25 protein-coding genes and 3 tRNA genes are annotated in these 26,253 nt (G+C 69.5%); 17 read left to right on the forward strand and 11 right to left on the reverse strand.

What is annotated here, in order from left to right; all coding sequences use genetic code 11:
* The 7 genes from V7E05_RS00910 to V7E05_RS00940 form a co-directional block, all read right to left on the reverse strand.
* The coding region (locus V7E05_RS00910; RefSeq protein WP_333617800.1) for a heme ABC transporter ATP-binding protein at positions 1-759 on the reverse strand (759 nt) is incomplete at its 3' end.
* Positions 760-770: 11 nt separating this feature from the next.
* Positions 771-1,802 carry a FecCD family ABC transporter permease gene (locus tag V7E05_RS00915; protein WP_333617801.1) on the reverse strand — a complete coding sequence of 344 codons (1,032 nt, stop codon included), beginning with the start codon at positions 1,800-1,802 and terminating at the stop codon, positions 771-773.
* A complete protein-coding gene (locus V7E05_RS00920) occupies positions 1,799-2,908 on the reverse strand; it encodes a heme/hemin ABC transporter substrate-binding protein (protein WP_333617802.1) in 1,110 nt (369 codons plus the stop codon). Before V7E05_RS00920 ends, V7E05_RS00915 begins: the two co-directional genes overlap by 4 nt.
* Positions 2,909-2,922: 14 nt before the next feature.
* Positions 2,923-4,803 (reverse strand): HtaA domain-containing protein, encoded by a 1,881-nt coding sequence (locus V7E05_RS00925; protein ID WP_333617803.1) that lies wholly within the window; start codon positions 4,801-4,803, stop codon positions 2,923-2,925.
* 265 nt (positions 4,804-5,068) lie between these two features.
* The gene (locus V7E05_RS00930) at positions 5,069-5,605 is read right to left on the reverse strand and encodes a PGPGW domain-containing protein (RefSeq protein WP_333617804.1); all 537 of its coding nucleotides are present in this window, start codon (positions 5,603-5,605) and stop codon (positions 5,069-5,071) included.
* A 65-nt stretch (positions 5,606-5,670) separates the two neighbouring features.
* Positions 5,671-6,132, reverse strand: a complete 462-nt coding sequence (locus tag V7E05_RS00935; protein ID WP_333617805.1) for a GatB/YqeY domain-containing protein — start codon at positions 6,130-6,132, stop codon at positions 5,671-5,673.
* Between the two features lie 45 nt (positions 6,133-6,177).
* Positions 6,178-6,909 (reverse strand): PIG-L deacetylase family protein, encoded by a 732-nt coding sequence (locus tag V7E05_RS00940; protein ID WP_333617806.1) that lies wholly within the window; start codon positions 6,907-6,909, stop codon positions 6,178-6,180.
* 289 nt (positions 6,910-7,198) lie between these two features.
* On the opposite strand from V7E05_RS00940, the gene V7E05_RS00945 reads away from it, so the two are divergent.
* The gene (locus V7E05_RS00945) at positions 7,199-9,418 is read left to right on the forward strand and encodes an MMPL family transporter (protein ID WP_333617807.1); all 2,220 of its coding nucleotides are present in this window, start codon (positions 7,199-7,201) and stop codon (positions 9,416-9,418) included.
* A 113-nt stretch (positions 9,419-9,531) separates the two neighbouring features.
* Here the strand turns inward: V7E05_RS00945 and V7E05_RS00950 are convergent, their stop codons facing one another.
* On the reverse strand, positions 9,532-11,217 hold the full coding sequence (locus V7E05_RS00950) for a bifunctional metallophosphatase/5'-nucleotidase (protein ID WP_333617808.1): 1,686 nt from the start codon (positions 11,215-11,217) through the stop codon (positions 9,532-9,534).
* 245 nt (positions 11,218-11,462) lie between these two features.
* Entirely contained in the window at positions 11,463-12,539 is a 1,077-nt protein-coding gene (gene hisC / locus V7E05_RS00955) for a histidinol-phosphate transaminase (protein WP_333617809.1), read from the reverse strand.
* Positions 12,540-12,676: 137 nt separating this feature from the next.
* Here hisC and V7E05_RS00960 point away from each other — a divergent pair.
* Both V7E05_RS00960 and V7E05_RS00965 read left to right on the forward strand, forming a co-directional pair.
* A tRNA-Ser gene (locus V7E05_RS00960) sits at positions 12,677-12,763 on the forward strand.
* A 108-nt stretch (positions 12,764-12,871) separates the two neighbouring features.
* Positions 12,872-12,944, forward strand: a tRNA-Arg gene (locus tag V7E05_RS00965).
* A 61-nt stretch (positions 12,945-13,005) separates the two neighbouring features.
* Here V7E05_RS00965 and V7E05_RS00970 read toward each other — a convergent pair.
* Positions 13,006-13,752, reverse strand: coding sequence for a hypothetical protein (locus V7E05_RS00970; protein WP_333617810.1), 747 nt, complete (start codon positions 13,750-13,752; stop codon positions 13,006-13,008).
* 142 nt (positions 13,753-13,894) lie between these two features.
* Here V7E05_RS00970 and V7E05_RS00975 point away from each other — a divergent pair, with 142 nt between their 5' ends.
* Positions 13,895-14,512: a putative glycolipid-binding domain-containing protein gene (locus V7E05_RS00975; protein ID WP_333617811.1), complete on the forward strand. Its 618-nt coding sequence runs from the start codon at positions 13,895-13,897 to the stop codon at positions 14,510-14,512.
* 26 nt (positions 14,513-14,538) lie between these two features.
* Here V7E05_RS00975 and V7E05_RS00980 read toward each other — a convergent pair whose 3' ends face one another.
* Positions 14,539-15,606, reverse strand: a complete 1,068-nt coding sequence (locus V7E05_RS00980; RefSeq protein ID WP_333617812.1) for a prephenate dehydrogenase — start codon at positions 15,604-15,606, stop codon at positions 14,539-14,541.
* 36 nt (positions 15,607-15,642) lie between these two features.
* Between V7E05_RS00980 and V7E05_RS00985 the strand changes: the two genes are divergently transcribed.
* The 13 genes from V7E05_RS00985 (at position 15,643) to V7E05_RS01045 (ending at position 26,140) form a co-directional block, all read left to right on the forward strand.
* Positions 15,643-16,167, forward strand: a complete 525-nt coding sequence (locus V7E05_RS00985) for a tRNA adenosine deaminase-associated protein (RefSeq protein WP_333617813.1) — start codon at positions 15,643-15,645, stop codon at positions 16,165-16,167.
* 35 nt (positions 16,168-16,202) lie between these two features.
* Positions 16,203-16,688, forward strand: coding sequence for a nucleoside deaminase (locus V7E05_RS00990; protein ID WP_333617814.1), 486 nt, complete (start codon positions 16,203-16,205; stop codon positions 16,686-16,688).
* Between the two features lie 84 nt (positions 16,689-16,772).
* A tRNA-Ser gene (locus V7E05_RS00995) sits at positions 16,773-16,863 on the forward strand.
* A 200-nt stretch (positions 16,864-17,063) separates the two neighbouring features.
* Positions 17,064-18,275 (forward strand): tyrosine-type recombinase/integrase, encoded by a 1,212-nt coding sequence (locus tag V7E05_RS01000; protein WP_333617815.1) that lies wholly within the window; start codon positions 17,064-17,066, stop codon positions 18,273-18,275.
* A gap of 231 nt (positions 18,276-18,506) precedes the next feature.
* On the forward strand, positions 18,507-18,710 hold the full coding sequence (locus tag V7E05_RS01005) for a helix-turn-helix transcriptional regulator (protein ID WP_333617816.1): 204 nt from the start codon (positions 18,507-18,509) through the stop codon (positions 18,708-18,710).
* 1 nt (position 18,711) lies between these two features.
* Positions 18,712-18,996, forward strand: a complete 285-nt coding sequence (locus tag V7E05_RS01010) for a hypothetical protein (RefSeq protein WP_333617817.1) — start codon at positions 18,712-18,714, stop codon at positions 18,994-18,996.
* Entirely contained in the window at positions 18,993-20,492 is a 1,500-nt protein-coding gene (locus V7E05_RS01015) for an AAA family ATPase (RefSeq protein ID WP_333617818.1), read from the forward strand. Before V7E05_RS01010 ends, V7E05_RS01015 begins: the two co-directional genes overlap by 4 nt.
* Positions 20,489-20,710: a hypothetical protein gene (locus tag V7E05_RS01020; RefSeq protein ID WP_333617819.1), complete on the forward strand. Its 222-nt coding sequence runs from the start codon at positions 20,489-20,491 to the stop codon at positions 20,708-20,710. The genes V7E05_RS01015 and V7E05_RS01020 overlap by 4 nt, the downstream gene beginning before the upstream one ends.
* A 574-nt stretch (positions 20,711-21,284) precedes the next feature.
* The gene (locus V7E05_RS01025; protein WP_333617820.1) at positions 21,285-21,449 is read left to right on the forward strand and encodes a hypothetical protein; all 165 of its coding nucleotides are present in this window, start codon (positions 21,285-21,287) and stop codon (positions 21,447-21,449) included.
* On the forward strand, positions 21,436-21,921 hold the full coding sequence (locus V7E05_RS01030) for a hypothetical protein (RefSeq protein WP_333617821.1): 486 nt from the start codon (positions 21,436-21,438) through the stop codon (positions 21,919-21,921). Before V7E05_RS01025 ends, V7E05_RS01030 begins: the two co-directional genes overlap by 14 nt.
* A gap of 9 nt (positions 21,922-21,930) precedes the next feature.
* Entirely contained in the window at positions 21,931-22,605 is a 675-nt protein-coding gene (locus tag V7E05_RS01035) for a hypothetical protein (RefSeq protein WP_333617822.1), read from the forward strand.
* A 785-nt stretch (positions 22,606-23,390) separates the two neighbouring features.
* On the forward strand, positions 23,391-23,996 hold the full coding sequence (locus V7E05_RS01040; protein WP_333617823.1) for a YdhK family protein: 606 nt from the start codon (positions 23,391-23,393) through the stop codon (positions 23,994-23,996).
* Positions 23,997-24,022: 26 nt separating this feature from the next.
* Complete coding sequence (locus tag V7E05_RS01045) at positions 24,023-26,140, forward strand: heavy metal translocating P-type ATPase (protein WP_333617824.1); 2,118 nt, start codon at positions 24,023-24,025, stop codon at positions 26,138-26,140.
* Positions 26,141-26,253 lie beyond the last annotated feature (113 nt).

Below are 26,253 nucleotides of genomic sequence, written 5' to 3' on the forward strand. Positions count from 1 at the left end.
ATAGACCTCGGACAACAGCTCCTCGGAGAGCACCTCGGCTGGGGCCCCGATTGCCCGGATCCGCCCCGAATCGAGAAGCGCGAGCCGGTCGCAATAGCGGGCCGCTGCGCCGAGGTCGTGGAGCACGACGGCGACCCCGACTCCCTCCGCGGCGACGCGGCGCACAGAGCCCATCGTGCGCTCGGCGTGCCCGATGTCCATCGCGGCCGTCGGCTCGTCGAGTAGGAGGCATCGCGCGGACTGCGCGAGGACGCGCGCGAAGGCCACGCGGGCCCGCTCGCCGCCGGAGAGCGTCGTGATCTCGCGCTCGTCCATCCCCGCCATGTCGACCTCGGCGAGGCAGCGGTCGACGAGCGCGTCGTCGCCCGCCGGATCCCCCGGCCACGCCGCGCGCCCCATCTCGACCACGTCGCGCACGAGGTGGGCGAACGAGACCGTGGGGTCCTGGAGCATCACGGCACGCAGCCGCGCCGCCTCGCGCGCCGAGTACGCGGAATACCGCTCGCCGAAGAGGCGGACCTCGCCGTGGGCCGGGCGGACGTCCCCGGCAAGCGCGGCGAGGAGTGTCGACTTCCCGGCCCCGTTCGGGCCGATGAGCCCCAGCACTTCCCCGACCCGGACCTCCGCATCCACGTCGGCGAGGAGCTCGGCGCGGCCCGCCGTCACAGACACGGATTCCGCAGACAGGATGACGTCGCCGGCACTGGGTGCTGCGTGGCCGATCCGCGACGCCGTGTTCCTCCGAGCTCTCGGGCTCATGCGTTTTCCTCTCATACGCGTCCCGCCTTGAGAAGCGTGCGGCGCAGGAGGAGGAAGAACGTCGGGCCCCCGACGACGGCCGTGAAGATGCCGATGGGCAGGTCGGAGAAGGGGATCAGAGTGCGCGCCGCGATGTCGGCGCCCATGACCAGGACCCCGCCGCCGAGCGCGGACAGCGGCACGAGCCAGCGGTTTCCCGAGCCCACGACCTGCCGCAGGATGTGCGGGACGATGAGCCCGACGAAGCCGATGACACCGGCGAAGGCGACGGCGGCCGCCGCGAGCGCCGTCGACAGCCCGATGATGAAGATCCGCAGCGTGCGTACGTCGACGCCCGCGTGCCCGGCTGCGCGCTCGCCGAGGCTGAGGAGGTCGAGCTTTCCCGAGATGGCGATCGAGACGGCGAGGGACACGAGGATGGGCACGGCGATGGTCGCGACCTGGCCCCACTGCGCGCCGTTGAGCGAACCCATCTGCCAGAAGATGATCTGGTCCCGCGAAGTGGTGGGGGCGAGGTAGACGAGAAACGAGGTGGCCGCCCCAGCCACGGCGTTGACGGCGATGCCGATGAGGATGAGCGTGACGACCTTGACCTCCCCGCCGACCGCCGCGAGGCAGTAGACGAGGACCGTGGTGACGGTCCCGGCCGCGAAGGCGAGGAGGGGGATGGTCGCGGTGCCGGCGAAGCCCAGCCCGAACACGATGCCCACGGCGGCGCCGACCCCGGCGCCCGAGGTGACCCCGATGACGCTCGGCTCGGCGAGCGGGTTCCCGAATAGGCCCTGGAGCAGGGCGCCCGACACGGCGAGCGCCGCGCCGACCAGCACGGCGAGGACCGTCCGCGGTGTTCGGATCTGCCACAGGACATTGCTCTCGAGCTCGACCGCCGGGTCCCGCACGAGCGCGGACCAGAGCTTGTCCGGGCCGATGGTGAACTGGCCGATCGCCAGGCTCGCGAGGAAGACGACGACGAGCAGCGCCACGAGGATGGCGGCGGCGATGCGGCGGGTGCGGCGGCGCCGCGCGAGGGCGGTCCCCGTCACGCGACGTCGTCGCCCGTGTAGATCGCGCGGGCGAAGCGGACGAGCGAGATCCCGGCCTGCGGGCCCATGGACACGGCCTCGGAGTCCGGCAGGGCGACGACGCGCTGTTTCTTACCCGCGGTGGTCTGCGCGACGCCGGGCCGGGCGAGGAGGCCCTCGAGGCCGCCGGTCGAATCGAGACCGTCGGACATGACGAGGATGACCTCCGGGTCGAGCTCGGCGAGGGACTCGGCGTTGGCGGGGACGGTGTCGACGATGCCCTGCTCGGAGGCCACGTCGACGCCGCCGAGCGATTCGATCACGGTGTCCGCGCCCGAGCCCTTGCCGAGCACGAAGAACACGCCGCCATTGCCGCGCATGTAGAGCGAGACCATGCGCAGCCGCTTGTCCCCCTCGGGGGCGAGGTCGCCGATCTCGGTCGTTGCTGCGTCCATCTGTGCCCGCGTGCGCTCGCCGAGTTTCTCGCCCTCCGGGCGGACACCGAGGGCGCCGGCGACGAGCGTGATGTCGTCCTCGAGCGATTGCGGGGTGCGGCGCGGATCGATCTCGGCGACGGTGACGCCGGCGGAGCGGATCTGTTCGATGGCCTCGGGCGGGCCGACGGTGTCGTCGACGAGGACCACCGAGGGGCGCAGCTCGAGGATCGCCTCGACGTTGAGCTCGTGCCCGCCTTGGGTGACCACGGGGAGTTCGGCGAGGGAGGGCTCGGTCGAGGAGACGGTGCGGCCGATGATGTTCCCGCCGAGGCCGAGCCCGGAGACGATCCGGGGCAGGGTGTCGTAGAGGTCGAGTGGGAGGATACGCGACGTGTCGGTGACCTCGACCTGCGTCCCCGAGGCGTCGGTGAAGGAGACGGGCAGCGATGCCTGCGGGTCCTCGGCGACCGGCTCGATATCGCCGACGGGGGCGACGGTGGAGAGACCGCGGAGTTCGGCTGGGGGTCCGACTTCGGCGCGCGAAGGCAGCTTCTCGACCACGGCGGTGCCGCTCGCCGCGGCGCCGGGGTTCTCGGCGCCGATTCCGCAGCCGGCGAGGAGCGCAACGCTCGCGGCGGCGCCCGCGAGGGCGCGGATACGACGGGCGGGGCGGCCTCGTGCAACGTGCATGGTGGTTCTACCTCTTAGAGCTGGTGGCCGGTGGTGTGGTCGTTCGTTGCGGCGTCCGCGCCGGGGGCGTCGGCTTCGCCTTCCGTAGTTCCGGCCGCGGGGCCCGCGGCGCCGGCAGTCCGTACCGCACGGCGGTTCCGCGCCATCACGTAGCCGAGCGTCCCCGCGGCGATGAGCAGCATCGCCGCCGCGATGGGGACGCCCGCATTCGAGGCGAGCGCCATGGGGATCGAGCGATCGTCCTCGTCATCGACGGATTCGCCGAGGAGGCTCGTCGCGGAACGGTCGCCGTTCGGGCCGTCCTTGTCCCCGGCCGCGGTCTCGTCCTCCGGCATCGCGCCCAGCCCCGGCCCGCCCTTGGCGAGCGCCGCGGCCTTCGCCCCGCCGGAGTCGTTCCCGGGCGCGCTCGAGGACGCGCTCGTCCCCGCGGCGTCAGCGCACGAGGCCGCCCCGGAGAGCGAGGCCTTGAATGTCACTGGCGCCATCTCCGTGCCCGCCGGATAGAAGTCGGACATGGCGCTGGCCCCTGCCGCGGTGAGCGTGGCGCTCGCGGAACCGTCGACCATGTCCGCCGAGCTCGACTGTGTGACGGCGAGGTCCGCGACGGTGATGCGGCCGAGTGAGCGGCTCTCGCCCTCGGTGTCGTTCGAGGTGACGTCGGCGATAAGCGCGCCTGTGCCCCCGGCGAACTGGATCTCGGGGTTGGCGAGGGTGAGATCGAGGACGCCGCCGTGTCCGGTGAACTCGACGGACCCTCCGTAGCGCAGCGAGCCCTGATCCCGGGCGACATCGACGGCGCCGTCGGACCCCGAGAAGACGAAGGCGTTCGAGTTGTAGACGGCTCCGCCGGCGGTGGTCCAGCCGCCCTTCGCCGTCCCACTACGGATGTAGGTGCGGAACGAATCCTTGACGCCCCAGCTCATCCGGGCATCGGCGACGCCCTTGGCGTCGGCGTCGGAACACACTGCGCCGGAGGCGGGCGCGGCCGACGGGGCGGATCCTGCGGTCCGATTCGCGCGAGGCGCCGCGACGGCGGCGGGTTGGGCGACCGGTCGCGCCGCTGGGGGAGCGGAGACGTCGAGGTTCGGCGAGGCGCCGCCCTGTTCGCCCGTGCCATCTCCGCCGGCGGCAAGCTCGCCTACGCCCGTCGCGGGCGCCGCGGCTGCGAGGGCGCCGAGCTCGCCGCCGAAACACGGGCTCGGCACGGCGGTGCCGCGGACTTCGAGGCGGTCGGTCGTGTTGTTGCCCTCGCCGTAGTTCCCGCCGAAAGCGCGGTTGCCGTCCGCGGTGATCGTTCCGGTGCCCGAGAGCGCGAAGCCTCCCGAGGCCGCGCCCGCGGCATCGATCGGCGCGTCGAGAGCGAAGCTCGCGATGGGGAGCTGGGTTCCCGTCTCGTGGCCCGTGATCTGCGCCCCGGGCGCGGGCTTGTTCACCGTGTTCGACGAGAAGTCCGCGATGAATTGGGCCTGGTTGCCGCGGACCTTGATGCTCATGTTCGACAGCTCGATGCGGAGCAGGTCGAAGTGCCCGTGGAGGACCATTGAGCCCTCGAGCGGGATATCGGCGTCGGCGCCACTGATCCGCGATGCCGGCGCGGGCTTCGCGGCGAAATCGAAGGCCCCGTCGGCGCCGTCCTCGGCTCCGTGGAAGCCGACCCCCTGGAGGTCCCAGCCGCCCATGGCGATGGGGCTCTTGAGATAGGAGCGGAAGGACTCCTTGATGCCCCACGCCGCAGATCCGGAGGTGACGGCGGCGCACTGTGTGCCCAGCGGCTGGGCCGCGGCTGCGGGGGCGGTGGCAAGCGCGAACGCCCCGCCTGCGAGCGGGACGAGAGCCGCGGCGGTCCCTGCGGAGAGTAGCCGGCGGAGCATTACGCGCTGACGAAGTCCTGGCACAGGGTGTCCTCTCGACGAATCATCGATCGCCGGACGAGGAAGCGGTCTCGCGTGGAGTACGAAACGGGCGCGGGCCCGGGACGTCGTGGCGATTCCACTAAAGTATGTCTAACCTAACTCTGAAAGAAAAGTTAGCGCCTTCCGTCGACGGGACGCGGCGCACCGCGAGATGGCGCACCTTGGTTCAGACCTGCGAAAAAGGAAGGGCGAATGAGGGGAGTTTCGCAGCCTTGTGGCGCGATTCACGCGCCGGGATAAGGGGGTTCTAGCTCTGAGTGCGCTCGGCGGGCTCGCCTGCATCTGAAGCGGCGCGGGCCTTGGCCTCGGGAAGGTCGTCGTCATCCGGGACATACGGCGAGCCGCGGAAGCGGCGGAGCGAATAGACGATCAGCCCGAGCGCGATCGCGGCGGAGAAGAACAGCGTAGCGGCCGTGCCCCATCCGCCGGGGAGCCAGAACTTGCCGTCGAGCGGCCACCAGCCGGGCGCCGTGCGCCACAGCCCACAGGCGAGCCCGACGGCGACGAGGCACGCCACGCCGAGCAGGGAGACCGCGACGCGGGGGGCGGTCTGGACACCGTCCGAGGCGCCCTTGAGCGCCGCGCGCTTGACCGGGGAGACGAACCGCTGCGCCCACGGGAGCTCCTGTGAGAGGAGGAGCAGCCCGGCGAAGAGCATGAGCAGGCCGGGGCCGGGGAGGACGAGTGCGGCGATGCCCAGCAGCACGAGGAGCCACCCGACGATCTGCAGGGTGAGGCGTACTGCGGGGTTCTGCCGCTTGGTCCAGGACTTGTGTTCGTTCATGTGAGAGGCCAACGCAGCTGGGAAGCGAGGAGTTCCGGGGACTCGGTCCTGGGGAGCTCCCGGCCCTACGCCCCGAGCGCCTTCTTCACGGCCGCCGAGAGCCGACCGCCCTCGACCTGCGCGCCGGCCTTCGTCTTGGCCGCGTCCATCACGGGGCCCATCTGCTTCATGGTCTTCTCGCCGTCGCCCACGACCTCCGCGACGGTCTGGGCGACGAGCTCGTCGAGCTCGGCGTCCGAGAGCTGGGCGGGCTGGTAGTCGGTGAAGACCTCGACCTCGGCGAGTTCCTTCTCGGCGAGCTCCTGGCGGCCGTTTTCGGTGTAGACCTGCGCGGACTCGCGGCGCTTCTTGATCTCTCGGGCGACCACGGCGAGGACCTGCTCGTCGTCGAGCTCATGCTTCTCGCCGGACACCTCTTCGGTCATGATCGCGGCCTTGAGCATGCGCAGCGCCGCGACCCGATCCTTGTCGCGGGCCTTCATGGCCGCGGTCATGTCGGAGACGATTCGATCCTTGAGTTCACTCATAGGGAGAAGTGTACGAGTCCGGGCCGGGCTGCGGTTTCGCCGCTGCTACATCGAAAAGGCGCGGAACCCGATCGCCGCGTCGACCCCCGCGGAGCGGCCGGCCTCGCGAGAGATCTCGGTGAGCATGTCGCGGGGTGCGGGGTGCCACGGCAGCTCGGCGAGATAGGCCTCGTGGGCCTCGAGCGAGGCGATGCCGCGCTCGAGCGGTTCGCCCGAAACGTCGACCGCGTGGCTCGGCTCCTCGGAGCCCGCCACGAGCAGCCAATCCGAGTGCCACTTCTCGAGCCCCTCCTCGGCGAGCTCGGGGAAGACCCACGTGTTGTCCGCGTCGCGGATCGCATCCGCGGTGGCCAGGCCGGCGGCGCGGTGGTCGGCGTGGTTGAGTCCCCACGACGGGGCCTCGTCCCAGGTCATGGTGATGACGGCGTTCGGCCGGAACTCCCGGATGGCCCGCGCTACAGCCCGGCGCAGCGGAAGTCCGTACTCGAGCATCCCATCGGGGAAATCGAGGATGTCGAGCCGCGCGACGCCGACGGCATCGCAGGCCGCCTGCTGCTCGCGGGCGCGCAGCGGGCCGACCTCGGCGGGCGGGCGTTGCATCCCGGCCTCGCCGGAGGTGAGCAGGAGGTAGTGGACTTCGACGCCGGCCGCGATCCACGCGGCCATCGCCGCAGAGGTGCCGTACTCGACGTCGTCGGGGTGGGCGACCACGCACAGTGCGCGCTCTATGCCGTCGAGCGGGAAGATCTCCAGCTCGTTGATGGTTTCGGTGCTCATGTCGATCGACTCCGTTCCGTCCAGGGGCGAAAGGCGGCGCCGAAGGTCGTCGGCCTCTGCTGAGTCCGCGGTATCGGCAGTGTCCACAGGCCACGGTAGCCCCGAACCGCCAGGCGGGGAGCGGGCGAAGAACGGGACGAGGGTTGAGGTCGAAGGGGTGAGGCGTGCTCATACTTTCGGCTGATCCGAGGTGTCTTCCCAGCTCATAGCGTTGTTTCCAGATCCTGCGGACCGATGCGTCCGCAGTCGGAGAACAGCGAGAACGCGAGAAGGAAAAGGCGGAGGAACCATGTCCCACGACATCCTCGACCACCCCACGCGGCCCGGTGGTGCGGGCGGCGATCACAGAAACGATTCCGCCGGCGGCTCGTCCGGCGCACAACACGCCCCAGAGGGCGGGGCCAAGCACAACGGCACGCGGATCGCGTGGACGGTGATCATCGGCGTGATCCTCGCCGCCGTCGCCCTCATGGGCGGCCTCCGCGCCGAGGGCGAAGTCGGCCACGGCGCCGCCATCCCGGACTCCGCCGAATCGGCCGTCGCCTCGGCGCGCGCCGCCGGACTCCCCGGTGGCGATTCGGCCCCGCTGCTCGTCGTCGCCTCGCGCGCCGACGCTGCGGCTCTGACGCCGGACGACTCTGCCGCCATCGACGCCGCGGGCACCCGAGTAGCCGATTCCCTCTCCGCCCACGGCATCCAGACGCCGCCGATCCCCCCGCTGCCGTCGGAGGACGGGAAGGCGACCGTGCTCACCTTCCCCGTGCCCAGCTCGACTGTGGAGGACAGCGACGCGGCGAAGGCCGTCGTCGACGACGCCCGCGCCGCGGCCGCGGACTCGCTGCCCGGCGATCTGCAGGTGCAGACCACCGGCGGCTCGGCGTTCGGCGTGGACATCGCCGGCGCCTTCGCCGGGGCGAACTTCCTCCTCCTCGGCGTCACCATCGCGATCGTCGCGATCTTGCTGCTCATCACGTACCGCTCGCCGCTGCTCATGCTCATCCCGCTCCTCGTCGTCGCGCTGGCCGACAGGGTCGCGGCGACCGTCACCGGCTTCGCGGGCATCGAGTTCGGCTTCGGCTTCGACGCCGGGATCATCTCCGTCCTCGTCTTCGGCGCGGGCACGAATTACGCGTTGCTCATGATCAGCCGCTATCGCGAGGAGCTCGGCCGCGAGGCCGTCGCCCGGGCGGGCGCAGATTCCCACGAGGTCGAGATGTCGAAGTACTGGCACCTCGAGCCCCTCGGCCGCGCGTTCCGCGCGACCGCCCCGGCGATCGCCGCCTCGAACATCACGGTCGTCCTCGCCCTGCTCTCGCTGCTCGCCACCGTCGTCCCCGCGACGCGCGGCATCGGGATCGCCGCGGCGATCGGGCTCTTGCTCACTCTCGCCGTGGTGCTGCCGCTCCTGCCGGCCGTGCTCGCGGTGAGCGGGCCGAAGGTGTTCTGGCCCCGCAACCCCCAGAAGCACGTCGAGTCCGCGCGGCGGCTCGAGCGGCACGACGGCGTCTGGGCGAAGGTGGCGTCCGCCGTCACCAGGCGTCCTGCTCAGGTGGTCGCGGGCGGGGTCGTCGTCCTCGCGATCGCCTCGATGGGAATCCTCGGCTCGGGCTTCGGTCTGAGCCAGACCGAGCAGTTCCGCGGCGATACCGAGTCCGCCGCCGGCCTCGAGGTGGTCGCCGATCACTACCCGGCGGGCATGGCGACGCCTCTGACGATCGTCGCCGATTCGTCCTCCGCCTCCGCAGTCTCGGACGCGGTGTCCGCCGTCCCGGGCGTGACCCGGGTGAGCGAGGGGACCCCCGGTGCGGACGGGCGGGTGTCGATATCGGTGACCGGGAACGCCGCGCCGTCCTCGCCCGAGGCCTTCGAGCAGGTCCAGGGCGTCCGCGACGCCGCCCACGCGGCAGATCCCGGCGCCGTCGTCGGCGGGCAGGATGCCGAGGCGCTCGACGCGAAGGACTCGGCGATCCGCGATCTCAAGGTCGCTCTGCCGATCATCCTCGCCGTCGTCGGCATCGTCGTGGGCTTCCTCCTGCGCTCGGCGATCCTCGCGGCGATCATCGTCCTCGTCGACGTGCTCGGCTCGGCTGCGGCCCTCGGGCTCGGCACGCTCCTCGGCCGCGAGGTCTTCGGCTTCCCGGCGATCGACACCAACGTCCCGCTGCTCGCACTGCTGTTCCTCGTGGCGCTCGGCGTCGACTATTCGCTGTTCCTCGCGCACCGGATCCGGCTCGAGGTCGCGGCGGGCGAGAACGCCGAGCGCGCTTCCGGCCACGACGGCGCCCTCCGTGCCGTGAGCCGCGGACTGTCGGCGACCGGCGGAGTGATCACCAGCGCGGGTGTCGTCCTCGCCGCGGTGTTCGCGGCGCTCGGTGTGCTCCCGCTCGTCACGCTCCTGCAGATCGGCGTGGTCGTGTGCATCGGTGTCCTGCTCGACACCCTGCTCGTGCGCACGGTGCTCATGCCCGCGATCTTCGCGATGCTGCCGCGGAGTGTGTGGACGAAGTAGCGAGGCGAAGTCCGGAGTAGCCGAGGCCTTCAGACTTCGGCTCTTCGAATTTCGGGCCGGGGTCGGGGCGAGAGATGCCCCGGCCCCGGTGTCGTCTCCGGCGCTTCCCCCGCCTATCCCTTCGGGACCTCGCGGAGGCGCTGCCCGGTGGCCGGAGGGTCGACCTCGTGGTGCTCGCGGAAGTAGTCGGCGAGCGTCTGCACGTCGTAGAGGCCAGACCAGCGTGGCTCCTCGTGGAGCGTGGTGAGCGGCGCGTCGCCCCATTCCGAGGACAAGAGGAACTCGCCGGCGGCGACCGTGTAGGTCCGGCCCGGTTCGATCGGGCGGCCGTCGATCGACGCCGAGACGAGCTTGCGCCCCGTGGGACGGGAGGAGTCGATGCTCAGCGAGACGTTCTTCGAGACGGCGATGCCCTTGGTTCCGACGTCGTCGATGTATGCGCCGAATGCGTCGAGCAGGCGCTCCCCGGAGACGTCGGCGAGGTTGATCCGGTCGCCGTAGGGGATCACCTCACGGAGACTCCGGTAGTTCTGCTCGCCCGCGGGCAGGTCGGTCGTGAGCGAGTCCGGGTTGTAGATCGCGAGGTCAGCGCCGAGCCCGGACGTCGTCTCCCACTCGGCATCGGCGACGAGGTTGGCGAGCGGGGATTCGCCGCCGGGCTCGATCGCATGGGAGATCGATCGCTTCGTGGTGCCGTACGGCTCCTCGTCGACCGCCTCGGCCTCGACCTTCGCGTCGGCGATGATCTTCTCGATCGCGGGGTCGGGCGTGAGATCGTGGTTGACCCGCTGGTTGTAGGTCGAGCTCCGGTCGCGGAGAGTGCGGCCGGTCTCGGGGTCGATCTCCAGGTCGATGACGGCGACGGAGCGACCATGGCTCGCGGGCGCGAGCACGGGCCTGCGGACATTATCCGGGTCGCTCATATCGCACGTGGCCGGGCCTCCCGAACCGCCGACGAGCAGGGCGTCGACCGAGGAGGAGACGTCCCGCAGCTCAGGGACCGAGGAGAACTGCTCGGGGCATGCGTTGGGATCGTTTTGCCGATGGATCGAATCCATGTGCAATAGCCCCACGACCGTATCGACGCCGAGGGAGTGGAGTGTATCGGTCGCCGCCCGGAACGAGGGCTCGAGCGGCTTCTTCGTGGGCGTCCAGGGCGTCGATGCCGTGGAAGGCGGACCGACGAGCGGCCGCTGCGGAATCGGATTGTCGGCATCGTCGGTGGCCGAGACCACACCGACCTTCGTCGAACCGACGTCGAGGACGACGAACGGGAACGGGGTGACAGGGGCGTCCTGTCCCGGGGCGAGGTTGCTCGCGACGTAGGGGAAACCGTGCTCGGACATCGTCGTTGCCGCAGGGGCCACGAGATCGGACTCGCCGATCGCGGACGCGGCGAGGCCCATGTGGCGCAGCGATTCAAGCATCGGCCTGTCGTCGAGTAGCGCCGAGTCCGGGGTGGTGCCGCCGAGGTTGTCGCCTGTGCTGAGCAGCACCGAGTGCTCGCTGCCGGCGCGGAGATGGTCGATTGAGGCGGAGAGGTAGGCGGCGCCGCCCGCGGGAACGGCGTTGCCGGGGCCGTCGAGGATTGTGCCCTGGTAGCCGGCGGGATGCTCCAGTGCGCCCGCGACGCCGTCGATTCCGAGAATCCGTACGGTCTCGGTTTTCCCGCTGGAGCCTGACTTCTGCGTCTGTAGAGCCTCCGCGCCGGCCGCGCCCGCCGCTCCGAGGGGGAGGCCGGCTGCGCATACGCACGTGGCGACCGCCGTGGCGAAGCCCGAGCGCAAGCGTCGACGCACGTCCGTCCCCCTTCGTTCCGGCCTGCCGGTTTCTCGCCGATTGTCCCTGCGCGGCGAACGCCCGGCCTCGGGGCCCAGGACATCCTCTAGACGCCGCGGAGGGCTGTGCGCCGCGAAATGATTTCCGAGCCGACGCTCGGCATCTTCTATTCGTATCACCGTTATGGCGGTCGTTCGGTCACAAGTGAGTGACGAAATAACGCCATTGTGGCCGGTGGGGCCCAAGGGCGGCCGGCCGGTGGAGCCTAATCCTCGCCGGCAACGAGTTCTTCGGAATCGGCCCACTCCCGCGCCGCGGAGAGGAACTGCGCCATCTCCTCGGGGGTGCCGATGGTGACACGGACGCCGTCCCCGGCGAATGCCCGGACGAGGAGACCCCGCGCCGTGCACCAGTCGTTGAAGCGGAGTGCGTCGTCACCAAGCGGGAGCCAGAGGAAATTGGCCTGCGAGACGGGCACGGAAAAGCCCATCCCACTGAGCGCGTCGCGGCAGCGCTCGCGCTCGGCGACGACAGCGTCGGTGCGCGCGAGGAGCTCATCGCGCGCCGAGAGGCTCTCGAGCGCCCCGGCCTGCGCCACGGCTGACACCGAGAACGGCACCGCCATCTTGTTGACAGCCTCGACCAGCGCGGCCGGCCCCGCCATGTACCCGATGCGCAGGCCCGCCATGCCGTAGGCCTTGGACATCGTGCGCAGCGCCACGACGTTCGGCCGCTCGAGCGCGAGCCCGAAGCCCTCGACCCTGTCCTCGCCGCGGGAATATTCGTAGTACGCCTCGTCGAGCGCGACGGTCACCCGTTCCGGTACGCGGTCGAGGAAGTCGATGACGGCGGACTGCGTGAGCGCCGGGCCCGTCGGGTTGTTCGGCGTGCACAGGAAGATCAGCCGCGTGCGCTCGGTAATCGCCGCGAGGAGCGCATCCGTGTCCACCGAGTGATCCTCGGCGAGCGGCACTGCCACTGGGTTCGCGAGCGCGACCCGCGTGAGGATCGGGTAGGCCTCGAAGCTGCGCCACGGGAACATGACCTCGTCGCCCTGCGTGCACGTGGCCTGGATGATCTGTTGGCACAGCGCCGAGGAGCCGCAGCCCACCGCGATGTGGGCGGGGTCCGTGCCGAAGATCGCCGCGATCGCCTCGCGCAGCTCGAAGGAGGAGATGTCGGGGTAGCGGTGGCCGTCGAGCGCCGCCTCCGCGATGGCCTTGCGCACTGAGGGGAGCGGGCCCTCTGAGGCCTCGTTCGACGCGAGTTTGATCGATCCGGGGGCCGAGCGGCCGGGCACGTAGGCGGGGATCGAATCGAGGTCGGTGCGGATCTGCGGCATGGTTTCACGGTATCGCCACCTCCGGGAACGGGGAGGAGAAGGTGGGAGGAGGCGGAGCCGAGCGCCGTGGCACTCGGCGCTTTTGCCGAAGTTTTCGCGTTTGTGTACCGTCTATCTCCGTGGCGCTCGCGCCACGTGGAGGCGTGCCAGAGCGGCCGAATGGGACTCACTGCTAATGAGTTGTCCTCTTTCGGGGACCGGAGGTTCAAATCCTCTCGCCTCCGCGCTGAATCCCCGGGTCTCGCCTCGTGCGAGCGCCGGGGATTCTTCCGTTTTGCGCCTCGGCCGAATCGCCGTGTAGTGTCTTTCGATGTTGCCGCGAGGCAGCGGACGCGCCCGTAGCTCAACGGATAGAGCATCTGACTACGGATCAGAAGGTTAGGGGTTCGAATCCCTTCGGGCGCACAACAGAAAGGCCCTGCGAGAGCAGGGCCTTTTGTGCATTTCGGGGAGGCGCTTAGAGCCGCTACGCGTTCTGCGCGGCCGGGGAGAGGCGCGCGGCGTGCTCCGCGAAGGCGCGGGCAGTGCGGACACCGGCATCCGTGTCGACCTCCGGCCAGCCGTCCTCCGTGCGCAGTGCGGCGGAGAGGGTATCGCCGTCGAGGCGCACGCCGGCGGCGAGCAGCGCGTCGAGCGCCTCGGAGCTCGGATCGTCGAGGAGGGTATCGGCGGCGAGTTCGTTGACAAGCTCCGCGACCGTCTCGCGGGAGACCGGGAAGAAATCGGGATCGAAGCCATCGGCCGTGTCGTACGGCGCGCGCCACCACGAGCTGCCGTCCCAGCCGTAGAGGAAACCGAGGACATCCCCGCGGGCGCGCGCGTGATCGATGCCGCGGCGCCACCAGCCGGGCGCCACATCGATGAGGTCCGTGCCACCATCGAGGCTCGTTCCGCTCGCCTCGGTCTCGGACTCCTCGGCATGCCAGCCGGCGATCAACGCTCGGCCCTCACCCGGCAGGACGAGCGAGATCCAGCTGCCGTTCTCGTCGCTCCAGCCGGGGTGGGAGAGCGCGGTGCCCCCGCCGTGTTCTTCGGAGTCGGCCCCTGTGCCCATCCCCGCGCCCGGGTCTTGCGCCGTCGCGGGGGCCGCCGTCCCGGCGGGGCGCGTTTCGGGATCGGGGAGCCCCACTGCGGCGCGCACGGCGGCGGCGACCGCGAGGAAGTCGAGCATCGAACGAGGAGAATCGGCCAGAGACACGGGTTCCAATGCCATAACGCCAGGCTAGGGAACCGAAGCCCGGTTGCGGGTTACATCACGGTGAACACTCGGATGAATGACGGGGAACGAGAGGGGGTCTGACTCCCCACGCCCGATCGGGTTCCGCGGTGCCGGAACAACGCATATCGTGGCGGGTGTGACTACCCCTGCTGATTCCCCCCGGTCCACCGAGAGCCGTTCTCCCGAGAACGGCGAGGCACGCATCTACACGTGGGCTTACGCCGACGGCTCCCGGATCGAGCAAGCGCGGGTCGCCGAGTCAGGCGAGGGGCTGCGGGTCCGCGGGAGTCTCGTCGAAGCCCCGACGGACGATCGCCCGGCGCTCACCCTCGCCTACGTCGTCGAGCTCGCCGACGGCTACCGGATCGACCGCGTGGTCCTCGAGTCGGTCACCGCCGCGGGGGAGCGGACGCTCGAGCTCAAGCATGACGGCCAAGGTGCCTGGATCGCCGATGGCCCCGCAGGAGCCGGCGAACGTCTCGGTTCGGCGGGCGCGCGCTCCGTGCTCATCGATGCCTCGATGCTCCTCTTCTCGCTGGCCGTGCGCGCCAACGACCTGCAAAGCAATCAGGACGAGGTCGACGAGCCCGCGGTGTCCGTCGATCCCTACACGCTTGAGGTGTCAGAGACGTCGATGTCGTTCCGCAGCGACGACACGATGGTCTACGGGGTCACCGGCGTGGCCGCGACCTCGGCACACGTCGACGCCGATGGCTTCGTTGTCGACGTGCCCTCGCTGCTGAGCCGCAGGTAGCAGCGCAGCGGGAAAGCCGTGCTCGGCTAGAACTCGACCTCGACGCCGCGGCCCTTGCGGCCCGCGGCAATTGCGGCCTCGAGCCAGTCGTCTGTGCCAGGGACGATCGGCACGGCGGCGCTGCCGCCGGAGTCGGAGTGCGCCTCCTCGAACTCCGCGCGCCCTGCCGCACCCCGCTCGACGAGATCGCCGAGCGTGTCGCCCGAGCGCAGCGCCGCAAGCGCCCCCTGGAGATCCTCGATCGCCTCCGCGAGCACCGACTCGAGCGCAGCCGCGTTCGGCTCGCAGATCGCGCGCACGAGGTCCGCGGGAGTCCCGGCCACGCGCGTTCCGTCGCGGAACGAGCCCGCCCCCAGCGCCAGCGCGGCGCGGCCGCCGGCAGCCCCCGATGCGGCCAGCGATTCGGCGAACACATGCGGCAGATGCGAGACCCGCGCGACCGCGGCGTCGTGCTCGTCCGAGGGCAGCGCCACGAGGCGCGACCCCGTCGAAGAACCGAGTGCGGCCACGCGCCGCCAATCGGAAGGGGCACCTCCGCCGTCAGAGGTGATCACCCATGTGGACCCTTCGAACAGTGAGGGGTCGGTCGCGGCCCAGCCCGTCGAGCTCGTCCCGGCCATGGGGTGCGAGCCGACGTAGCGGCGGACGAGGCCCGCGGCGCGCACCGATTCGAGTACGGGCCCCTTGACGCTGACGACGTCGGTGAGCAGCGCGCCGGGGTGGGCCTCGGCGATGCGCGCGAGGACGGTGTCGACGGCGGGCATGGGTACGCCGACGACGACGAGGGCGTCGTCCGCGCGCGCCCTGGCGAGGACGGCGTCGAGGTCGGCGGAGACGTCGTGGCCGGCGGCGCGGGCGGCCTCGACCGTTGCGGGGGAGCGGTTCCAGCCGTAGGCGGCGGGAAGGGGGGCGCTCGGGCCGACTGTGTCGACGTCGCCGCCCGTGCGCAGACCGTCGAGCGCCCGCAGCAGCGAGCCGCCGATGAGCCCGAGCCCGAGGATGCACACAGGTCCCGCCGCGGCGGCGGCCGCCCGCCTGCGCGAAAGCCCCTCGGGGCCGTTTAGCTGCTGGTTCTCGGTGCCGGAGGAGTCCACCTGACAAGGTTCTCACAGCCGACTACGGTTGCTGCCATGAACAACGCGCGCCCCGCCACAGACGATGTGGACGACGACGATCTCGACGGCATCGGCGTGTGGGTCGTCCGCGACGACAACGGCTGGCAACTCGGCCGCCTCTCCGACGACGCGCTGGGCAGCCTCGGCGACGCCGCCCGCGAGATCCGCGACCTCCGCTCCGGCGGCGCAGCGTTCGCGCTGCTCGACGTCGACGACGAATTCTTCGTGATCCTCCGGCCCGGCCCCTCCGGCCTCCGCCTCCTCCTCTCGGATGTGACGGCGGCGCTGGACTACGACCTGGCGGCCGACGTTCTCGAGGAGCTCAACATCGAGCCGCCGGACCTCGACGACGAGGAGCTCGAGGACACCGACCCGTGGGGCGACGGCGACTGGGCGATCCTCGAGGACCTCGGGCTGCCGCCGGGGGTGCTGGAGATCATCGTCTCGGAGACCGACCTCTACGCCGACGAGCACCTCGAGTCGATCGCCGAGCGCATGGGCTTCGCGGAGCGCTTCGAGCAGCTCCTCGACGAGCGCTAGGCGCCGGCCGCTCTTCCGGAAGGCGGTCCCGGTCGATGTCCTCCAGTTTCCTGCCCGAGCCCGATTTCGCGCGCCGCGACGCCGAGCGGATGCGGCGCTGCCTCGCGCTCGCCGCCGAGACGCCTGACGGCGATGTTCCAGTCGCCGCCGTGGTCTTCGGCCCCGAAGGGCGGGAGATCGCGGCGGCCACGAACCGGCGCGAGGCCGACGGCGATCCGCTCGCGCACGCCGAGGTGCTCGCGCTCCGCGCCGCCACCGAGGCGCTTGGAGATGGCTGGCGGCTCACCGAGTGCACGCTGGTGGTGAGCCTCGAGCCGTGCACGATGTGCGCCGGTGCGGCCATCGCCGCGCGGGTGGGGGCGATCGTCTTCGGTGCGTGGGAGCCGCGGACCGGGGCGTGCGGTTCGCTGTTCGACGTGGTCCGGGACCGCCGGCTTTTGTGGAGACCTGCCGTGCGCGGCGGGGTACTCGCCGACAAAGCCGGCGAGCTGATGACCGCGTTTTTCGAGGACAAGCGGTAATTGGGCGGGGATTCGGAGCAGGGTTGGGCGCCGGTTTGGCCGCTGATTTGGCCGCCAGACGGTTCCGCAGGTAGCCTTTTCGGCGGTGGCGTGTCCGAGCGGCCTAAGGAGCTCGCCTCGAAAGCGAGTGTTGGGTAACCCCCAACCAAGGGTTCAAATCCCTTCGCCACCGCCATACAGAATGCCCCTGGTAGATTGCTACCAGGGGTTTTTCTTTTTCTTTGCAGGTAGGAGACACACCACGTCAGTTCGCCAAGTAGGCACAACGGCGCACGGGAGTGCAGGGATTACCCACACATTCCCCACGCCGCCCAGGGCCTACGTCGTGAACTCCCCACGCCAAGCCGTGGGGTCTACCTGGAGGGACTCGGAGAGATGGGGCAACCCCCTACCCGCACCAATGCCAAGGCGCCTAAGAAGGCGGCTAAGCGGTCGTTCGGCGAAATCGCGGCCCTACCGTCCGGCAGGTTCCGCGCCCGCTACACCGGCCCGGATGCCGCCCGGCACAAAGCGCCGCGCACCTTCGCCACCCGGATGGACGCCGAAGGTTGGCTATCTGCCGAGCGGCGCCTGATCGACTTGGAGGCGTGGAGCCCGCCCGCGGCCCGCTCCACCGAGGCCGAGGCCGAGAAAATCACCGTGGGGCAATGGATCACCCGCTACTTGGAGTTGCGGGCGCCCTCGCTGCGCGCGTCCACGATGCAGGGATACACCAACACGGCGAACGGCCGGATTCTCAACGTGGAGGGTGCGGCCGGGAAGCTGGCAGTCATTCCACTCGTGAAGCTTTCGGCGCGCGACGCGCACGCGTGGTGGGACGCTGTGTGCATGCAGTGGCCCGAAACGCGAACGGCCAACCGCAATGCGCATGTCCTACTGCGCGCCGCGTGCGCCGCTGCTGTGGAGCGCGAACTAATTCCCGCCAACCCCGTCGCCGTCCGCGCGGCGAAGGCCAAGCCCAAGCCCAAGCCTAAGACCTTGCTGACCGCCGAGGAGCTGCACGCCATCATTGGCAAGCTGCCGGAGCGGTATCGGCTCGCCGGGGCACTCGTTCTGTTCCACGGGCTCCGGGTGGGGGAGATGCTTGCGCTGCGCCGGGAGAACATCATCATCACGGGCAGTGGCGACGGGGTGCGCGCCACTGTCCAGGTTCGCGCGAACTTCCAGCGGGTGAAGGGCACGGATGGGCATTACCGTATGGTGCGCCAGCCGCCTAAGTCCGCGGCCGGGCGTAGGGACGTGCCAGTCCTCGCGGAGTGGCTGCCCGTGCTGCGTGCCCACCTGGAGGACATGGACGATCAGGCGCCGGGCGCCTTGGTCACCGCGACCAGGACGGGCGCGGCCGTGATGGACACCTCGTGGAGGTCTGTGTTCGGGCGGGCGCGGGAGGCTGCCGGGGTGCGGCCGGATCTCACTAGCCACTACGGCAGGAACTACTTGATCACACGGCTGGCCGAGGCGGGCGCGACCCCAAAGGAGATCGGCGCCATCTTGGGGCAAGAGGACGTTTCGACCATCGTCGGGGTTTACATGAAAGTCCGTGCCGAGCGCCCGGCGGACCTGATGGGCCGTATTTCAACCGCCTAACCACTAGTGACTTTCGTCACCTTTCCGTCTGTCAATCGAATATCGCGCCGGGGCGCTGCGGGGTAACCGTGGCGCCCCGAGGCATTCCCAGGTGACCGCTGGGCGCATGGCCGGCGGAGTGAGTGCGCGTCACTGTGGCGTTCTGCCAAGAAAAGCGCTCTCCAGCCTCTACGTGGCCCGTCCTACCTTTTCCCTGCGCTCAACAGGGAGCGCCCGACAAGGGAGAAGCACATGCCCCCGAATGCCGCACGCGACGCGGACCGCAAGTTCATCACCCTCCTGGAGGCCGCCGGGGTGATCGGTGTCTCCGCGGCCACCATCCGGCGACGAATCGCAGACGGCACCCTCGTGGGCTACAGGTTCGGCCCCCGTGCCCTGCGGGTGAAGCGCGCCGACGTTGAGGCGTTGGGCGTCCCGACGAACGCATGGAGCTGAGGTGTCCAGCGACGCGCACGACCGTGCGCACGATCACCGCGAAGGCTGGCTCCGCCGCACTGACTACCGGCGCCGGAGCCCCGGAGGAGACCCGCTCCTCAACAAGGAGATCCCAGTCTCCGAGGACGGTGCCCTTGCCGGGATCTTTCACCTCGCCGCCACCGGCCATGCGGCCCACGTCGCTCGTGAAGTTTTGCGGGAGAGGTGGACCAGAGCGGACAGCGCCGAGGACCGCCGCCTGCTCGAAGACCTCGCCAAGCTCCTACCCGAGGAGGGAGCCGCGTGACCCAATCTGACTACCAGATCGCGCCCGGGGTGTGGGCGTCCCAGGCTGCCGACGAGGAGCCGCCCGCCCCGGTTGTGCCGCTGCACTCCGAGGACGGGCCGCCCCGCCGACGCCTCACCTACGTACCCGCGTCCAGCGTCCGCACGGAGCGCATCGAATGGCTGATGGAGGCGTGGATACCGCGCCGCTCTATCACGCTCCTGGCGGGCCGTGAGGGGCACGGCAAGTCCACTCTCGCCGTCGACATTGTGGCTCGCGCTACCCGTGGGGAACTCGATAACGGCTACGCCCTGCGCACGCTGTGCCTAGTCACCGAGGATTCTCGATCCATGACGGTAAAGCCGCGCCTGGTGGCCGCCGGTGCGGACCTCGACATGGTGGGCTTCCTCGATGTGTCACTCGGGGAGCTGGGCGGCACGCTGCGCCTGCCAGACGACTACGACATGCTCGCGGACCTGATCCGCGCCGAGGGCATTGGGCTAGTCGTGCTGGACGCCGCCAAGTCGGCCATGTCGTCGGTGCTCAACGACCACCGCGACGACGACGTGCGCCGGTTCCTGGAGCCCGCGGCTGCCATCGCCGACGAACTCGACGTGGCGTTCCTCGCGCTCGTGCACTTCGGCAAGCGGACAAGCAACGACTCGGGCGCCCTGATCCTTGGGTCCATCGCATGGTCTCAGGTCGCCCGGTCTGTCCTGTCTGTGGCGAAGGACGAGGAGACCGGCGCGCTCGTCGTGAGCAACACCAAGGGCAACTTGGCAGACCGCGAGCTTTGCCGGGAGTGCTCCGTGGTCTCCGCTGAGATTCCGCTGTCCTCGGGCGGCACAACGACCGTGGGGCGGATCGACTGGCATGGGGAGTCTTCCCGCTCTGCCCGTGACCTACTCGAGGCTGTGGATGATGAAGCGGACGCCACGGAGCGCACCGCGGCCGAGGAATGGTTGGACGACTACCTGCGCCTCAACCCGGGCACGCTCTCGGCGACGGTGAAGGCGGATGCCCGGAAGGTGGGTCATGCCGAGCGGACGCTAAAGCGGGCGGCCAAGGCCCTGGGCGTCGTGTCGCGGTCCGAGGGGTTCCCTCGCCGCACGGTGTGGGATCTCCCCGGGAGTGTCCCCACTGTCCCGACTGGCCCGACAGTCCCTAATGCAAATATAGGTGGCCCCAATGGCCTGACTGGTTCCTACCTGGGAAAACAAAATGTTCCCACCTTAGAGCCAGTGGAGCCTGTCGGGCCAGTTGGGCCTGTCGGGCCACCCCTACGCGCACGAGCCCCACTGTCGTCCCCACTGGAGTCGGCCCGCTCCGCAGTCCTCGGAGCCCTCCACCCCGAACACGCCCTCGACGCCCGCACCGTCGCCGGTGGCGTCCCCGCCGAGCACCGCCCCCACGTCCCGGCCGCCCTCGATGCCCTCGTGGCCGATGGCTCCGCAGTCCTCGACTCCCGCAGCCGCTACCTGGCTGCCGCCACCTGCCCGGAAGGAATCCACCCGTGACCCGCGTCCTCCGCAATGTCGACCTGTTCAACGTCCGTGCTCGCAGGAGCGTTGCCCGGCTCCGCCTGATCCGCCGCTCCCACGGCCCCCAGGCCTCCGCCGCCGCGGCATGGAAGCTCACTGCCCCCGAGGCACGCGCCGCCCTCGCCCTCGCACTCGCGACGGAGGAATGGAGCCGCGAAGGCAAGGCCGCCGTCTGGCCCGGGGCCGCCGCATGACCTGGATCCCGCCCCACGATGTTCCGTGCGCCGACCACCCCGACGACTTCCTCCAACCGGGGGAGCGGGAGGGCTGGCACCGGACCGAGTCCGCCCGGCGTGCTCTCTTCTCCTGCAAGGAGTGCCCTTACCGCCAGCCGTGCGCCACCGCGGCGCTCACCGCCGGAACCACCCTGGACGCCACCATCGCCGCGCTCGCAAATGGCGTCATCCAGGCCGGTGTGGTTTGTCGGGGCGATGTGGCCACCCTGCGGGCTCTTCGCGCCGTCGCCGGGGGAGAGCCGGACGCCTGCACCGCCTGTGGCCGCTCCTTCGCCCACGTGGTGCCGAAGGCCCGCGGCCTCTGTTCGGGGTGCTACTCCGCGTCCCGCCGGGTGGCCGGTATCGCCACCGCCCAGCCGCGCCCCACCCCGGCACCCGAGTGCTCGGACTGCGACCGACCCATGTCCCGGCCGCCCGTCCCCGCGGGGCATGTCCGGCATTCCGCGCACGGCCGATGCCACACCTGCGATGCGAGGTGGCGACGAGCCACCGGCCGCGCCGCGTAACCCCACCACCACCCGAGGAGAACACCATGCCCACCTTGTCCCCCTTCGCCTCCGTTATCGCCGCCCTGGAGGAACTGGCTCACGACCACCCCGAGGCCGCCGGACCGCTCGCCGTGGAGCTGTCAGCGTGGCTTGACGCCGAGGCCGCCGACGCTACCGACTACGCCGAGCGGATCCATGACGAGCCGTGACCCGTCGCCCGGGCGTGCACAAAAAGGCGACCCACCGCTATACGAGCGCATTGCCCCCCGGGTCGCGGATCTCGCGGGTAGAGGCGAGTCTCGCGCGGCCATCGCCCGGGCACTCGACTGCGCACCGAGCACCGTGGGCAGGGCGGCCAAGCTCGCCGGGGTCTCGTTCGACACAACCCCGACCGAGGCCGCCACCGCCGTAGCTGTCGCCCGCACCACCGCCTCCCGCGCCGATCTCGCCGAGCGCTCCGCCGGGCTCGCAGATCAAGCCGGACGGCGCCTCGCACTGGAGCTCGGCGCCGAGGTACTGGACCCGGCCGCCGTCCGCTCGCTCGCCACCGTCTACGGGATCGCCGTGGACAAGCTCCTCGCCCTCGCCGCGACCCTTCCCGATTCTGCCGAGGCGTCCAGCAAGGGCGCGCTCGATTCCCTCATGGCCGCGATCATCGCGGCCGCCGACCCCAACAAGTAGGAGAACATCATGCCCACCACCCGCCGTTTCACTGGCTTGTTCCGCCTCGCCGACGCCGCCGCGGAGCTGGACCGCATCACCGCCGAGGGCCGCGCCACCGCCGATGCCTACCGGGCCAGCCGAGACCTCACGGCCGAGGGCAAGGGGCGTGCGTTCGCCGCCGACCACCGCCGCGCCCGCTGGGCCGGAGACCTGGAGGAGATCACCACCCGCACCGCCGCAGCCCTCGACAATCTAGGCGGGCGCCCGGCCGCCGTGCGGTCCAAGCTCCTGGCCCCGCCGGCCGACACGCAGGCCGCCATCCTCGCGGAGCTGCGACACGCGCGCCGCTCCGAGACCATCCGCGCCGCCATCGCCGATAACCCCGCGAACGCGGCAAGGCTGATCGCCGAGGCAGAGTCCGCGGACCTCGCGCCTCTCGTGGAAACCCTGGAGACGCTGGGCGGTAACTCCTCCTCGCTGGTCGCAGACGCGGTGGAGCGTGGCCTCACCAAGCGCGCTCCGGAGTACGCCGCCGCGAAGGCCGAGGCCGCGAAGGTGCCCGAGGCGCACGCGTGGCTTGCTGCGAAGGTCACGGCCGCGACAGCCGCCATCACCGAGTTGGACTCGAACCCGCACGCGGGAGGCCCCCTGGCCACAGTCCCCGTCGGCGCGCTCGGGGAACTCGCAAACGTCGACGTGTAAGTCCCCGCTCGCGTTCCTCCCTGCCCCCGCTATGCTCTCCGCGTGGCGGGGGCTTTCGCGAATCCTGCAGTTATGACGTGGCGCGTCAAAGGTTTGGAAATGCGGCCTCGATTGACTGGACGTCGACAAACGAAGTGCGCTGGGCTCACGAACTTTATGTCGCCTTGTCGAAGTTTGCTAATGACAATGCTTTCAATTCACGAAGTAACCATTGCAAAATCACCTGGCTTCGACACCTCGCTTGGCTGCATCCAGAACCCCAAGCGAAATTGGGCAAGCAGACGTCCATGGTCGATGCAGACGATTCGGGCTCATGCTGAGCAACATGAAAACGGCGCTCATGGCAGGACAAACCAAATCTGCAGCAGAAGGGTAAAGTGCCAGGTCAACCGAGCACGTCTCTCTGCTGGATGATGCCAGGCAACATGCAGCGGCGGATGATTCGCTTATCGAACGATGAGCTCGCAGCGTGGCGAGCCTGGCATTCGACGTCCGGCGCGGCCCATGGCATTGGACGAACCAACTCGCCGGCATGGAAATCGAAGCGGTGGGGATCGAACCTGTCGCTGAATTAATCTCAAGCGCCAGCGTCCGCTAGCTCCATCAAGCCTCCGTGTCGGCACGGCAATACTAGCTGATCGCGTGACTCAATGTTCCCGCGCCGGGCCGGATTAGTCTTCTAAGTGGTCCTCGTCGTCAGCTTCCAGGGGTCGGGGAATGGGCAGCTCCATATACCCCATTGGGGTATAGTCGAGAATGCCGATTCACCTACGTCAGGAGATGACATGCAAAAGAACGTCAAGACGACCATGCTCGCGGGAGTGCTCAGTGGAGCGCTCGTGCTCACTGGCTGCAGCACTGGCGAGGACCAGGAGCAGGCGACATCGTCGACCAGTCAGCATGAGGGCCACGGAAGCAATGGTGGCAGCGCCGAAGGCGGAATGGACCACTCTTCGATGGAGCACCCTATGGATGGAGGTCCTGCCCCCGAGGGCATAGAGAAGGCTGCATCCCCGAAGTACCCGGTCGGCACCCACGTCAAGCTCACCGCCGACCACATGGAGGGCATGGATGGCGCTAACGCTACGGTCGCCGGCGCGTTCGACACCTTCACATATGCGGTGAATTTCACGCCCACCACAGGTGGGGCTCCGGTTAAAGACCACAAGTGGGTCGTGCAGGAGGAAATCAAGGACGCCGGAGAGCAGCGCCTGGCCGACGGCACCGAGGTCACACTCGAGGCCGAGCACATGGAGGGCATGAAGGGCGCGAAGGCGACAATCGCCTCCTCTACCGACGAAACCGTCTACATGGTCGACTACGAGTCCGACGGCATGACCATGACGAACCACAAGTGGGTCGTAGAGAGCGAGATCCAGCCGGCTTCCTGAGTCGGCCACACGAGGGGAGTAAGTCGATGACAGGTCCAAACGAACATCAGCATCGCCATGTCGACACAGCCGAGAAGGCTCGGAACGGCCACCACGCCGCCGCGGCGTCGGACCATGTCCACGCAGTCGATTCGCAGGCGAGGCATGAAGGGCACGATATGGGCCACGGCGACCATGCCGGGCATGGTGACCATGTGGGCCAGTTCCGGCGTCTTTTCTGGATCAACCTCGTCATCGCGGTTCCGGTTGTGGCGCTCTCGCCCATGTTCGCCATGTTGCTGGGCTACTCGGTACCCGGCTGGGCGGGTTGGGTCGCCGGCGCGCTGGGCACCGTCATGTACGTCTGGGGCGGCAAGCCGTTCCTCACCGGCGGGTGGGGCGAGCTGAAGAGCCGCACGCCCGGGATGATGCTGCTCATCGCGCTCGGTATCACCGTGGCTTTCTTCGCCTCCTGGGCCGCCACCCTTGGGATCGTCGACCACGAGCTTGAATTCTGGTGGGAGCTGGCGCTGCTCATCGTGATCATGTTGTTGGGGCATTGGATCGAGATGCGTTCCTTGGCGCAGACCACGTCGGCGCTGGATTCTCTCGCCGCGCTATTGCCCGACGAAGCCGAGCGCATCGAGGGCGAGGACGTCGTGAAGGTCGATCCCGCCGACCTGCGTGTCCGGGACGTAGTGATTGTGCGTCCCGGCGGCAGTGTCCCCGCCGACGGCACCGTAGTCGACGGGCGTGCCGAAATGGACGAATCGATGATCACTGGCGAGTCGCGCCCGGTCACCCGCGGTGAGGGCGACGCGGTCACTGCGGGCACCGTGGCTACCGACTCCGGCCTGCGCGTCGAGATCACCGCCACCGGCGACGACACCGCGCTTGCTGGTATCAATCGACTGGTTGCCGAGGCCCAGGACTCCTCTTCTCGCGCACAGCGCATCGCCGACAAGGCCGCCGCCTTGCTGTTCTGGTTCGCTCTCGGAGCGGCTTTCATCACGGCTGTCGTCTGGACGCTGGTCGGAAGTCCCGACGACGCGGTCGTACGTGTCATCACGGTGCTCGTCATCGCCTGTCCGCACGCCCTGGGCTTGGCAATCCCCCTGGTCGTCGCCATCGCGACCGAGCGCGCCGCCCGAGGCGGCGTTCTGGTCAAAGACCGCCTGGCGCTGGAGTCCATGCGGCAGGTCGACGCCGTGTTCTTCGACAAGACCGGGACCCTGACCCGGGGGGAACCCACCGTTACCGGTGTTGAACCGACTGGTGACCTTGACGCCGACCAGGTGCTCGCCCTGGCTGCGGCCGCGGAGGCCGACAGCGAGCATCCTCTTGCTAGGGCTATCGTCGCCGCTGCCGAGGACCGCGGACTGGCGATCGAGCCCGCAGACAGATTCTCCTCCTCACCGGCAGTCGGGGTCACCGCCACCGTGGACGGCCAGGAGATTCGAGTCGGGGGTCCTCGCCTTCTTGAGGAAACCGGTCAGGGCGAAGTCGACGCGGCTGATGACTGGCGCTCCGAGGGTGCGATCATCCTGCACGTCCTCCGCGACAGTACTGTGATCGGCGGTCTCAAGCTTGCCGACGAGGTCCGTCCAGAGTCCCGAGACGCCGTTGACGCTCTGCATGAGCTCGGCATCGAGGTTGTCATGATCACCGGCGACGCCGAAGCAGTAGCGAATAAGGTCGGCAGGGAACTCGGCATCGACCGGGTCTTCGCCGGCGTCCGCCCCGAAGACAAGTCCGCAAAGGTCGACCAGCTTCAGAAGGAGGGCAAGAAAGTCGCCATGGTTGGCGACGGCGTTAACGACGCCCCGGCGCTGGCGCAATCTGACATCGGAATCGCCATCGGCGCGGGCACCGACGTCGCCATCGCCTCTGCCGGTGTCATTCTCGCCAGCTCCGACCCGCGCAGCGTGCTCTCAGTTATCCAACTCTCCCGTGCCGCCTACCGCAAAATGAAGCAGAACCTATGGTGGGCTGCCGGGTACAACCTGATATCAGTCCCGCTCGCTGCCGGTGTGTTCGCACCAGTCGGCTTCGTCATGCCGATGTCGGTCGGCGCGATCCTTATGTCGCTCTCCACGGTTGTCGTCGCGCTCAACGCCCAGCTACTGCGGCGCATCGACCTCACCCCAGGAGCCAGTACACGTTGAAAAAGCTTGACGTTTGCTAGGGGTCACGGCCTCGTAGCCCAGGCACTACCACGGGACAGATGGAGAAACGAGGAACTAACCCGGTCAGGCTGCCCTGGCTGTGGTCTTAAATT

The organism is Dietzia sp. (assembly GCF_036741115.1).
In the GTDB taxonomy this organism is placed as follows: domain Bacteria; phylum Actinomycetota; class Actinomycetes; order Mycobacteriales; family Mycobacteriaceae; genus Dietzia.